Genomic DNA, 12,966 nt, shown 5'->3' on the forward strand with positions numbered 1-12,966 from the left:
TACCGATAAGCTGTGATGTTCAATTGCCCGGTATTCGCACCCAAAGTGCTTTTACTGATGTCCGGCGCTGACCCTGAAGTTATGCGGGGTCAACGCCATCTCACTTCAAGGATGAGTATTGATGACTGCCGAGATCTTCCGCGATCAATGAGTTCGCCAAGCATGCTGCGAAGTCTTCATTGAAAGATTTCTGGATCCCCTACCCAAAAGCCTCGTCGGGACCGATGCGTAAGGCAACCTGCCAAAAACGATGGACCAGGCATTCGGATGGTGACTACAAAGTACGCCCGTAATTGCGCACTTTCTGAGTATCGTCCTCCTGTACCGAGGAGCCCCAGATTGTCGTTCGCCTGACAGTGAACCAGCAATTCATTCGCAGTAATGGGACGACCCTTTACAGTAGCCACGACAGCAGTGCGCCCCTGATTCCCAAGCAATTCGACGCTTATTCCATCAAGAGTTTCAGGTGGCAAAAGGTTCGGCGTGAGAATCAAGAGCACGCCGGTGTAGCTATCTGCCGCTTCATGTGCTCCGTTTTGGATTTTAAGAAAGTTTACAATCTGCTTATCGGATTTCGTGTTCTGGTGATTCCTGCGCAGGTTATCTTTTGCGTGTTGTCTGGCGACGATTTGTTTGAATGGTTTGCTTCAGTGTTGCAATTACAATTTGTCAATTATCCCTGGTTTATTTGGTTTTTTGGTTGTGTGTAAATGGCCCTGTGTTAATCCTACTTTTTATTTTTTATCAGGTTAAATATATGTTTGAGAAAGATCTAAGTATTCAGCACTTTGAAGTTAAGTTTGATTCTTCGGCCGCTGATCGCCGTCGGACGTTATATGCCAACGGACGTATGCAAATTCGGGTATTGGTGCGAGTCTCCGCAGCGGATGCGCAAGGTAATGAAGTCTCTCTGCATGGGCATCCGGCGCTGCAGACCCTTAAACTCATCAGCTATAACGACGGCACACCTCTCGAGGGTAACTGGATTTCCAGTCGCCAAGAGAACCGCTATGCCCATGACATGTCAGGCCGCGAAGCGAGCATTACGCCGCTGATACCCGCTTCCGACAATCGTATATCCGACCCTTCCGAAACCATTCAAGTGTTCGAGTTCTGGGTGTCTAGCAAGCGAGTGGGATCGTTGCAGATTGCCGCAGAATTAATGTTGGACGGCAAGCGGTATCGAAGCAATGGGCAAAATGGCTACGACAGCAGCGTTAGCCTGGACGCCGTTGCTCCCAAGCGATATCCGGCTGCCAGTTTCCTGTTCGGTGGAATCAGGAGTGTCGAGCAGAAAAGTAGTTACGACAGGCTTGAACAGTTCAGTCTTTCGCTTTTTTCGGAGGGGCGGGTTATTCACTTGCTCGACTGGTCCAGTGATCAGGTGAAATATGACCCGGACTACGCTGGTGAATTCTTTTTCTCCGGCAATCTTAATGATGGTGTGAATAACCTGAGGACTTACTTTGGTTTCATTGCTCCGGTCTATGGCGAATCAGTCACAGTAAAGACGCACTATGGCTCTAGGACGCTACCTCAGGAAGCCGGTCGGATTTCCATATTCGTCTATGCCAGTGCGGAACCTGCAAATAAACCTGCGCGTACCGAAACCTTCGAGCTGAAAGTTTTTGACGAGTTCGGTACTGATCACCGTTTGCGTATTAATTCAAACACAGCTCTTCGCAGCTTCTTTATAAGCTGATTCCTTTTATTTCGTTCGTCGGCCTGCTCTTGTTGCTGAGTCTCAGGTCGACGGTTGATGTTTGTATGGATGCATTGTTTAAAATAACAGGAAGTTGTTTATGAGTAGTCATTTTCCAGAGCCCGTGCATTCGAATGCATTTAATTTTAGCGAATTTGTGAGCGGTGGCGTTGATCCTCGAACAGGTATATATACCTGCTCGTTGTCCCTGGGTGCCATTCGTTCCGCAGATTTGAACGGCCCCTCGTTTAATCTTGTGCTGAACTTCAATCCGCTTAATTCGCGCAACACAGGTTATGGCCTTGGTTGGTCGCTGACCCTGACGCGTTATGACGTTCGTAACAAGGTCATGACGCTATTCACCGGTGAAACCTATCGGGCAGTTGAATCACGAAATGCGCTTCATTTTAAAGAAATGAAGCTGGAGAGCGCCAAGGTGCTGAAGCACGGCGACGGACACTACGAAGTACGTTACAAGGATGGTCGGCGCGAAGAGCTAAAGGTCTTCGGTGCTACACAGATTGCCGTACCCATTCGAATCTTCGCAGCGAACGGCGTGAGCATCAGCCTGAAATACGCGTTGTTCAATGAGCAGCCGATGCTCATCGAAATCGCGGACGACAAAAGGACTTTGTTGAAAGTTGGCAGCACGCGTAGCCGCGTCACCTTGACTCGCGATCCCGATACGCCAGCCAGCGCCGGATTTACCTTAAAGCTCAGGAATGATCGGGTCAGCACCATCAGCTTGCCTGTCGGCAGGGGCTGGGATCTGCAGTACGAGGACATCAATGGCACCGGTTATTTGAAGCGAGTGGTTTCGCCGCTGGGGGCTGTGGAAAATATCCGCTACAAGGAAATCGGTCATCTGTTACCCACCTTGCAGGGTGTCCAGAGTCTGCCTTACGTGATTGCTCACGATATTTATCCAAAGCAAGGGCAGCCCAGGGTCGTCAAGGCTTACACCTATTCGGACTGGAACTTTCTGGGGCACGGCGTGGCGGCGGATCCTTCGGATGACGGCGACCCGCTTTACCGGGCGGCCAGCATTTACCAATACAGCAGTGTCGAGCGTCTGATGATGGGTGAGAAAGTTCATACCCAGGTCAAACGCACCTACGATAAGTTCCACCTGTTGGTTTCTGAAGTCACCACTTGTGGTGATGCGGTAGTGACAGTTGCCACCGAATATCACGGTGATGTCAAAAAAACACTCGACCAGCAGCCGGCTCAATTCCGGATGCCCAAGACGCAGACCCGCAGCTACGAGAACCGACTAACCAAGAAGATCCGTTCCGAGGCGTCGACCACTGAGTTCGATGCCACCGGTAATCTGCGTAAACAGGTCGGAATCGATGGCGTGACGACGCTGTTTGAATACTTCCCCTCCTTCCAAAGCCCGGACTGCCCCACAGACCCACTAGGCTTTGTCCGATTCCTTAAACAGCAGACCGTGATCCCGGCTTCAGGTGGTGGAGCGTCCACCGTTAAACGCTTTCGCTATGCGTTGCAGCCGGGTGTTAAAGGTTCGACATTGGCAAATGTGATGCCCGTCGAAGAACAGCTGTACGAGTGTGTGGCAGACAGTGAAGTGCTGCTGTCGACCGTCAGCCTGACCTATGTGAATGCACCCCACGACTCGCTTAAGCATGGTGTATTGCAGCAACGAAGTGTCTCGCGTGATAGCAAGACGTCGCGAGTCGAGTATTCCTATGTGCTTGACGACAATACGCTTGTGCTGAAGAAAATCTTCCAGGGTTTTGACGGTACGAGCGCGACGACCGAACAAGCGCTGTCGACACTCAATGCGCTGATCTTGTCCGAGCGTGACCCAGATGGCCAGGTTGTCGAGTATGAATACGACAAAATCGGCCGGCAGTTGCGCAAGACCATGTCCCCGGGTGCGACCAACGCGTCATCGATCCATTGGGTTTATCACGCTGCAAGCGCTACCGCGCCGGCGATGGTGGTCATGACGGATTCCTCGGGCGGCAGGCAGGTTGTCAGCTATGACGCGCTGGGGCGGGTGATCGGCATTCAGGAAAAGGACTGCGACAACCCGGATCATTCGGGGGGAAGTCCAATGCGTACAGTCTTTGCCGCTGTCCATGATCAGGTCGGGCGGTTGGTGGAGCAAACCCACTCGGATTGGTGGGAAGGCGTTGCACGACCGGTTAAAACCCAATCGCTTTACGATGACTGGGGGAATGTCAGGGAAACCCGTCATGGCGACGGTCGAATCGAACATATCGAGTTTGATCCGGTGGGCCGGCAGCAGAAGGCCTGGCAGCACGGTTTTGGCAAGACCGTGACGATCATCAATGACTTCAGCAAGCCGGACAGTATCGAGGTATTCGATCTCAAGGATCAGAGCCTGGGTAAAACCGTTTTTGAATACGATGGGTTGGGCCGAACCCTGAGCCAGACCGATCCTGCAGGTAACAAGACCCGCTACGAATATGACGTGTTCTCCCGGCTGGTTCGCAGTGTTCTCCCGGACGGGCATGCCGTGGAAACCACGTTTGCCGCCCATAGCTGCGATGAGTTACCAGTGGAAATCAAAGTGGCCGGTTTGTCATTGGGGCAACAGAGTTTCGATGCTTTGAACCGTGTGACGGAGATTTCAGTGGGGGGGCGTAAATCGGTTGCCAGTTTCGAGGCTGGTCGCAGTCTGCCCAAGTTCACCACCGACGCCACGGGTCAGAAAATCGAGTTCGTTCATGCGCCTGAACTGGGGGGGGTGTTGACTGAGCGCAAAGCCGTGACCGCGGAGGGCAAAGATGGGTTGAAAACGCGGTTCACCTACGAAGCCCTGAGCGGAAGAACCAAAAGCTGTATCGAAGAAGATCGCGAGAGTCATTTCGAGTACTTTCCCTCCGGACGTCTGAAATCGGAAACCACTCGATATGGCGAACAGCGCCGTACCGTTTCCCATACTTACTCATTTGCCGGGCTACCCCTGACGTACACGGACGTGCTGGGTGTAAAGCACCACACCAGTTACGACAAGTGGGGGCGCAGAACTACGTTCAAGCAAGGTGCGGTGCAGGCTGATTACGCCTATGACAAGCGTGGTTTGCTGCAAACGATTGAAACTCGCGATACCTCCTCCAAGCGACAAATGAAGACGCGTCTGACTTATGACGATATCGGGCGCGAAGCCAACCGCAGCTTCGAAGTCAATGGGCTGCCCACTCAGACGCTGACCTCCAGCTACAACATGACCGGCAAACTGGCGCGCAAGGTGTTGACGCGTGGCGCTGCCGTGTTGCGCGATGAGCAATTTACTTACGACGTGCGCGGGCGACTGGTTCAGTACGATTGCGGCGGCAGCCAGCGACCGCGAGATCCGTACGGAAAGGAAATTATTCAGCAGATCTTTACCTTCGACGCTCTGGATAACATTCTCACGCTACAAACCACGTTTCCTCAGGGGGTCAATGTAACCACCTTCAGTTTCAGCACGATTGACCCGGCTCAGCTCATCGGCGTCTCACACTCCCATGCCGACTATCCGGCGTCGATCGTTCTGGAGTACGACGCCGACGGTCGGATGATCAAGGATGATCAGGCACGCGCCCTGACATATGACGCTTTTGGACGTTTGGTGCAGGTGACCAATGCGCGAGGGGAAGTGGTGCGTGGTTACCATTACGACGGCTTTGATCGGCTCGTCGAGTTGTCGCAACCGCGAATGCTGGATGTGCAGCGCTACTACCACAACGCCAGAGTCAGCAGCGAGGTCCGTGGCAATGACTCGCGCAGTGTCGTGCGCCATGACGGCTTGATATTGGGGGATCAACAGCTTGGGACCGATGCGGGGAGCCGGATTTTTGGCACTGATCAACAGAACAGCGTGTTGACCCGTTTGCATGGCGAGCAATGGGTCGACAGCACCTACAGTCCCTACGGGCATCGTCCTGTCGACGGTGGTCTGTTCAGTCTGGCCGGTTTCAATGGCGAGCAACTCGATGTGGTCACAGGCTTGTATCTGTTGGGTAACGGCTACCGAGCCTACAGCCCTACGCTGATGCGTTTCACCAGTCCCGACAGCATGAGTCCGTTCCGTGCGGGTGGTTTGAATGCGTACGCTTACTGCCTGGGCGACCCGATCAATAGAATTGACCCAACGGGCCATGTTTCCTGGCAGTCGATTGCCGGGATCGCATTGGGGTTCATCGGGATTGTATTGAGTATTGTGACCATGGGGGCTGCCACGCCACTGGGCCTGTTCGCCATGGGGTTGGGTGTCGCATCGGGAGCTGCCGGTATCGGCAGTGAGGTGGCAAATGCCTACGACTCACAATCCCAGGCAGGAGCGATACTTGGATGGGTGAGTCTTGGTCTTGGAATCGCTTCGATAGCAGCGGGAGCGCTTGCGGTCCAGAAGGCCTTGTCACAGACCAGTAGAGCCCGTGCTTACATCGCCACGGTTGCGGACGAGCCACCAGTCAAAATCGTTGAAAAGGAATTCGGTATATTCACCAAGCCGGGGGGCAAAAAAACCCCTCAGCGAGCGGCTCCAGAACCTTGGACTTTCGAGATTGACGGCGTGAAGGTGGATGGGCAAGCCGACTTGAGTGTCATTAAGGGTTTTAGCAAATTAGATAAACGTGAAATAGGAAAGGCCAAAACATTCCTGACCGAGATCGTCGACGAGGGGAAGACGCCAACCGACGCGGCTAGCATGTTGGGAACTCATACTAAATATAGAGAGCTAATCCCGTTCCGCAGCGCCAATTCCAAAGAGCTTAACGACCCTGCTTTCTTCAACGGGACGGGGCAAACCGAAATCAAGCTAAGTGCTGCCCAACGTTTTATATTTTATGCGAACAGAGATACTCGGACGGTGACGGCGCATGCGTTTGGGCACACGGTGAAAGGAAGTTGAAAGGTCTGTAAACGAATTTGACGCAAATACGCGAATAGTGTGATTTGCCGAATTTAGCTCGGTTCTGCACTTGAGTAAAACGGGGCTGCGTGAAGATCTATGTATATCTTCACGCAGCAATCATCCCGATAGACTGCTCCTTTCAATCGGCAAGTTATCCAGAGGGATGACTTGTGTAGATGTCCGGCGTTGCTTGTGCAGAGCTGCTGGATCAGTGCAATCAAATCAAGGATGAGAGTTTATGTCTGGCAAACCACCAAAAATCAAACCTTCCCTCGGAAAAAATAACGACTCCAGCGCTGGGGGTTCCCATCGTCAGCTACGTACCAGCCCGCCCCACCCGTCGAATGTCCCGCATCAGGTAGCGCAATCTCCTCTTCTCATGTCGGCGACTGAAGCCGTAGCGCAGTCGGTCAGCGTGACCCCGATGACTTCCTACATGGGAGTTGCAATGGCTGCTTCGGCACCTGCGTTCCGGGACTACTGGGTACGTGCCTGGAACAATCTCGGTGAGGCCGACGCGTTGGGCATTCGGCTATGCAAGCAGCGTCAGTATGTCGCCGTTGCCGATGAATATTTCGTGCAAGTGGTCAAAGATGCCGAAAGCGGTCTGTACCGTGCCACGGTCGCCAGAGAACTCAATGCTTCCGGCCCGCTGATGAAGCTGGATGCCGAGGGCAAGTTCTGGCGTCCGGCGGACAACGATGACTTGCCCGGGCAGGTAGCAGTGGAACGAGCCAGGGAGTTGTCCGGTGAGGGGGAATTTCAGCAGGGGTCGATTCCCACGATAGACGAGCGTCTGGCCGAGCTGTATCCGACCATGACCGAGGAGGCCCGATCAACCATGCTTAACGAGCGATTTGGCGGCGATCCGTTGCTCGCGGTGGCTCGCCTGGAGAAGGAATTCTCCACACTGGTGGAAGACCTTGGAGCGTGGGTGGCAGAAGTGCCGCCTCTCCACCCCGTCACGGGGCTGTCGCTGACAAAGACCGAGATTGAGTCTCAGCGAGCCCACAGAGAGTTTTTCGCACTGGAGTTACAAGCCAATTGGTCTCGCAAGGCAACAACCGTAAACCCTTACACCCCGTCAACGCTTGATTACGATCTGGATATGCTGGGAAGCCTGCCGCGTTTATCGGCTGACTTCAGTCATGTCCGTGAACTGAGTCTCTCCAGCACTTCGCCACTGAGTGGCAGCGCTTTTCTCGAAGCTTTTCCGGGCGTGCGGTATCTGATCCTCTCGGGTTTTGCGCTGAAAACGTTTCCCGTTGAAATTTTTCAAATGAGAGAACTGGCGACATTAACACTGGACAACTGCGACATTCGGCTCTCCGAAGCAACCGTCGAAGGCCTCGCCCATATTGAAAACTTGACGCTTCTGGATTTAAGCGACAACCCGCTTGGCCTGGCGCCTGATATCAGTTTCATGCGGCGCCTGGACAGCCTCTATCTTTCGAATACAGGGCTGACCGAAGTTCCAGCCGGGCTGTTTGACATCGAGAGTCTCGCCTACGCAGATTTGGGGAGTAATGGAATCAAGAACTTGCCACTGGAATTGTCCGACGTGCCCGATGTTTGGGAAGTCAACTATAACTTTCGAAACAATCCGCTGGATGAAGATACCCTGCAACGAGTCACTGACTATATGGATGCCGCCGGTTTAGACAAAAAAGTCCTGATTCAAGTGGATGGTGATGTCTGGGTGCCCCAACAGAATATAGTGTTCGATGGCGTGGACAGTGGGCTGGAGAGTTCCGACGAGGGCTGACTCATTGGCTGGCAACATGCTCGGGTCAGCGGACTGTGCAGGCTATTGTTCGCACCGCAAAAGTGGATCGAAAGGATTTTACAGTGTGTCAGGGACATGCTGGCGCAACGCCCACTCAACATGCTCTCTAACCAACTCTGACGGATAATCCCGTCGCGCCTTCAACGCTTCCAGCACCGGAATCGTTGAAGGCGCATTGCCCAGCCCCACCGCCAGATTCCTCAACCAGCGCTCATACCCCGCACGCCGCAACGGCGAACCTTCAGTGCTGCTCAAGAACTTCTCTTCATCCCACAAAAACAGCTCTGCCAGTTCGGCGTTGTCGAGGTTGTGCCGTGGCTTGAAATCGCTTTCCCCGGAAGGCTTGGCAAAACGGTTCCACGGACAGCAAATCTGGCAGTCATCGCAACCGAACACACGATTGCCGATCAGCGGCCGCAGCTCTTCGGGAATGGCGGTTTTCAGTTCGATGGTCAGATAGGAAATGCAGCGCCGCGCGTCCAGTACATACGGGCCGACGAAGGCGTTGGTCGGGCAGATATCCAGACATGCTGTGCAGCGCCCGCAATGTTCAGTGCTGTGCGGTTCATCTACCGGCAATGGCAGATCCACGAACAATTCGCTGAGAAAGAAGTAACTGCCAGCCTTGCGATTCAACACCAGAGTGTTTTTGCCGATCCAGCCCAGCCCGGCCTGTTCGGCGATGGCTTTTTCCAGCACCGGGGCACTGTCGACAAACGCGCGGAAACCGAACGGGCCGATTTCGGCCTGGATCTTGTCGGCCAATTGTTGAACACGTTTACGGATCAATTTGTGGTAATCGCGGCCCAAGGCATAACGCGACACGTAGGCTTTTTCCGGTTGTGTCAGCATGTGCGCCATTTGCGTATCGCCGGGCAGGTAGTCCATGCGCAGCGAAACCACGCGCAACGTGCCCGGCACCAGCTCTTCGGGGTGCGAGCGTTTGCTGCCATGGGCGCCCATGTAGTCCATTTCGCCGTGGTAGCCGGCCTCGAGCCAGCGCGCGAGGTGCTGCTCATGCTCGGCCAGATCGAGACCGCTGATGCCGACTTGCTGAAAGCCCAGCTCGCGGCCCCAATCCTTGATCGATTGGGCGAGGGCGGGCAGGTCTGTGGTGGTGGCGGACATGAGACGAGAGAAACCGGAGCTGAGGTGCGTATAATTCTGCCAGACATCGGAGCCTGAAGACGCATGCCGCACACGAAAGATCAATTACCCGACGCGCTGTATGGCGCCGCACAGGTGCGCGAACTCGATGCACGGCTGATTGCCGCCGGTACGCCGGGCTTCGAATTGATGCAGCGCGCGGCGCATGCAACGTGGCGCGCGCTGGTTCGGCAATGGCCCGCAGCCACTGAACTGACGGTGCTGGCCGGGCATGGCAACAATGCCGGTGATGGTTATCTGGTCGCGGCCATGGCGCAACGAGCAGGCTGGCCGGTGCGGGTGTTGGCGGTCGGCGATCCGCAGCGTTTGCAGGGCGATGCCGCGCAGGCCCATGCCGAAGCTTTGGCGGAAGGTGTCGCGGTGCAGGGTTGGCAGGTTCAAAGTGAACTGCGCGGGGTCATTCTCGACGCATTGCTCGGCACGGGGCTGAGCGGGGATGTGCGTGAGCCTTACGTGTCGGCGATCAAAGCCATCAACGCCAGCGGTTTGCCGGTGACCGCCGTCGATATCCCTTCTGGATTGTGTGCCGATACTGGACACGTGCTGGGTGTCGCCGTGCAGGCCGATCTGACGGTGACCTTTATCGGACTGAAGCTCGGCCTGTTCACCGGGGATGCGGCGGATCACATCGGCTCGTTGCTGTTCAATGATCTGCAGGCCAGCGCCGACATTTATCGTGACATTCCGGTCATCGCCCAACGGCTCAACACGGCTAATCTTCCGCGACTGGCACCGCGAGCACCGACGTCACACAAGGGCCGTCTAGGCCATGTGTTGCTCATCGGCGGCGATCACGGGTTTGGCGGGGCGATTTTGCTCAGCACGGAAACGGCCCTGCGCAGCGGCGCGGGCATGGTGTCGCTGGCAACCCGTCCTGAACACGTCCCGGCGACGCTGACGCGAGTGCCGGAAGCCATGGCGCTCGGAACCTCGTCGGCCAATCAGTTGATGGGCTTGCTGGAGAAGGTTTCTGTACTGGTGGTTGGTCCGGGGTTGGGACAGGCCAGTTGGGGGCGGGCGCTGTTGTCGGCGGCAGCCAACGCAGCACTGCCGCAAGTCTGGGACGCCGACGCGTTGAACCTGTTGGCCAGTGGTCTGGTCGAGTTGCCCAAGGATTGCGTGATCACGCCGCATCCGGGCGAAGCCGCGCGTCTGCTGGGAATCAGCACCGCTGAAGTGCAGGTCGATCGTCCGGCGGCAGCGCTGGCATTGAGTAAAAAATATACAGCGGTTGTGGTGTTGAAAGGCGCTGGCAGCCTGATCGCGCATCCCGACGGACGCCTGGCGTTGTGTCATCAGGGCCATCCGGCCATGGCCAGCGCCGGACTCGGCGATGTGCTGGCAGGTTTGACCGGTGCATTGCTGGCGCAAGGCATGGACGGCTTCGATGCCGCGTGTCTGGCGGTCTGGCTGCACGCCAATGCCGGTATGCAGCAAGGAAAATTCGGCCGTGGGCTGGCGGCCAGTGATCTGATTCCAGCCATTCGTCAGTTGTTGGAGGAGCAAGCACCGTGTCTGAAGTAACCCTGTACCTGGCCGATGAACAGGCCATGAGCGACTTTGGCGCACGGATCGCCCGCGTGACCCAGGGCCATGGCCTGATTTTTCTCGAAGGCAACCTGGGGATGGGCAAAACCACGCTCTCACGGGGCATCATTCGCGGCTTGGGTCATGTCGGCTCGGTAAAAAGTCCGACCTTCACCTTGGTCGAACCCTACGAAATCGGTGACATCCGCGCCTTCCACTTCGACCTGTATCGATTGGTCGATCCGGAAGAACTGGAGTTTCTCGGCATCCGCGACTATTTCGAAGACGATGCCCTGTGCCTGATCGAGTGGCCCGATAAAGGTGCAGGCTTTTTGCCAAAGCCTGACCTGACCATTACCATTAGCCCGCAAGACAGCGGGCGTTCGCTGAAAATTTTATCCCAGGGCTCGCGTGGCGAGGCCTGGTGTGCCGCTTTGGCATTGGAATCCAATTAAATGATGGGGTTAGGTATGCGCTTTCGCGCGTTGGTGGCTGCCGCTGGACTGTTGTTGATGGCAGTAACCGTCAACGCTGTGGCCGATTCAAAGGTCAACAGCGTGCGCTTGTGGCGGGCGCCGGATAACACGCGACTGGTCTTCGACCTGAGCGGTCCGGTGCAGCACAGCGTGTTTACCCTGACCGCTCCGGATCGACTGGTCATCGACATCAACGGCGCCACCCTCGGTGCGCCGCTGAATGTGCAGACCGCGAACACACCGATTACTGCAATGCGTTCGGCCCAACGCACGCCGACCGATCTGCGCGTGGTCATCGACCTGAAGAAAGCCGTCACCCCGAAAAGCTTCTCGCTGGCGCCGAACGCGCAGTACGGCAACCGATTGGTGGTCGACCTGTTCGATAACCCGGCCGACGCCGCACCGCCGCCTGCGCCAACCCCGCAGGTCGCGACCGTGCCGGCAGTGCCGGTGACCCCGACTGAACCGGCCATCAAGTTGCCGCCAGCGCCGGCCGGCAAGCGCGACATTATTGTCGTGATCGACGCCGGCCATGGTGGTGAAGACCCGGGTGCGTCCGGCTCGCGCGGCCAGCGTGAGAAAGACGTGGTATTGCAGATCGCCCGTGAACTGCAGCGTCAGGTCAACGGCATGAAAGGTTTCCGTGCCGAATTGACCCGTACCGGCGACTATTTCATCCCGTTGCGCGGCCGTACCGAAATTGCCCGCAAGAAGGGCGCCGACCTGTTCGTCTCGATTCACGCCGACGCCGCACCATCAGCGGCGGCCTTCGGTGCGTCGGTGTTTGCGCTGTCTGATCGCGGCGCGACGTCGGAGACCGCCCGTTGGCTGGCCGACAGCGAAAACCGTTCCGACTTGATCGGTGGTGCCGGTAACGTCAGTCTCGACGACAAGGACCGCATGCTCGCCGGCGTGCTGCTCGACCTGTCGATGACTGCCTCGCTGACCTCCAGCCTCAACGTCGGCCAGAAAGTCCTGACCAACATCGGTCGCGTCACGCCGCTGCACAAACAGCGTGTGGAACAGGCCGGGTTCATGGTGCTGAAGTCGCCGGACATCCCGTCGATCCTGGTCGAAACCGGCTTCATCTCCAACGCCAACGAAGCCAACAAGCTTTCGGCCTCGAGCCACCAGCAGGCGCTGGCCCGCTCGATCAGCAGCGGCGTGCGCCAGTTCTTCCAGCAGAACCCGCCACCGGGCACTTACATCGCCTGGCTGCGTGACTCCGGCAAGATCGCCCAGGGCCCGCGCGATCACCGCGTCGGCCCAGGTGAAACGCTGGCGATGATCGGCGTGCGCTATCAGGTGTCGCCGGCCACGCTGCGTGCCGCCAACAACCTGAAAAGCGATGAGTTGAAAGTCGGTCAGCACTTGACCATTCCAGGCACCGAACTGGCGTCCAAAGAATGAACGAAGT

8 protein-coding genes are annotated in these 12,966 nt (G+C 56.3%); 7 read left to right on the plus strand and 1 reads right to left on the minus strand.

The window, feature by feature from the left end; translation table 11 throughout:
• Positions 1-356 precede the first annotated feature (356 nt).
• The 4 genes from L8H52_RS22800 (at position 357) to L8H52_RS22815 (ending at position 8,358) form a co-directional block, all read left to right on the plus strand.
• A complete protein-coding gene (locus L8H52_RS22800) occupies positions 357-710 on the plus strand; it encodes a hypothetical protein (RefSeq protein ID WP_242208817.1) in 354 nt (117 codons plus the stop codon).
• Positions 711-757: 47 nt separating this feature from the next.
• Positions 758-1,702: a hypothetical protein gene (locus tag L8H52_RS22805; protein ID WP_242208816.1), complete on the plus strand. Its 945-nt coding sequence runs from the start codon at positions 758-760 to the stop codon at positions 1,700-1,702.
• Positions 1,703-1,802: 100 nt separating this feature from the next.
• Positions 1,803-6,590, plus strand: coding sequence for an RHS repeat-associated core domain-containing protein (locus L8H52_RS22810; RefSeq protein ID WP_242208815.1), 4,788 nt, complete (start codon positions 1,803-1,805; stop codon positions 6,588-6,590).
• A 241-nt stretch (positions 6,591-6,831) separates the two neighbouring features.
• Positions 6,832-8,358 (plus strand): hypothetical protein, encoded by a 1,527-nt coding sequence (locus L8H52_RS22815; RefSeq protein WP_242208814.1) that lies wholly within the window; start codon positions 6,832-6,834, stop codon positions 8,356-8,358.
• Positions 8,359-8,436: 78 nt separating this feature from the next.
• Here the strand turns inward: L8H52_RS22815 and queG are convergent, their stop codons facing one another.
• Positions 8,437-9,507 (minus strand): tRNA epoxyqueuosine(34) reductase QueG, encoded by a 1,071-nt coding sequence (queG, locus tag L8H52_RS22820; RefSeq protein ID WP_242208813.1) that lies wholly within the window; start codon positions 9,505-9,507, stop codon positions 8,437-8,439.
• Between the two features lie 63 nt (positions 9,508-9,570).
• On the opposite strand from queG, the gene L8H52_RS22825 reads away from it, so the two are divergent.
• The 3 genes from L8H52_RS22825 to L8H52_RS22835 are packed head-to-tail and all read left to right on the plus strand — an operon-like array spanning position 9,571 to position 12,959.
• On the plus strand, positions 9,571-11,070 hold the full coding sequence (locus tag L8H52_RS22825; RefSeq protein ID WP_242208812.1) for an NAD(P)H-hydrate dehydratase: 1,500 nt from the start codon (positions 9,571-9,573) through the stop codon (positions 11,068-11,070).
• Complete coding sequence (tsaE, locus tag L8H52_RS22830; protein WP_160055339.1) at positions 11,058-11,528, plus strand: tRNA (adenosine(37)-N6)-threonylcarbamoyltransferase complex ATPase subunit type 1 TsaE; 471 nt, start codon at positions 11,058-11,060, stop codon at positions 11,526-11,528. The genes L8H52_RS22825 and tsaE overlap by 13 nt, the downstream gene beginning before the upstream one ends.
• Positions 11,529-12,959: an N-acetylmuramoyl-L-alanine amidase gene (locus L8H52_RS22835; protein ID WP_016985708.1), complete on the plus strand. Its 1,431-nt coding sequence runs from the start codon at positions 11,529-11,531 to the stop codon at positions 12,957-12,959. It abuts the gene before it with no gap.
• The last annotated feature ends 7 nt before the right edge of the window (positions 12,960-12,966 follow it).

Origin of the sequence: Pseudomonas sp. CROZ-RG-20F-R04-15, assembly GCF_022662375.1 — a bacterium.
Lineage (GTDB): Bacteria > Pseudomonadota > Gammaproteobacteria > Pseudomonadales > Pseudomonadaceae > Aquipseudomonas.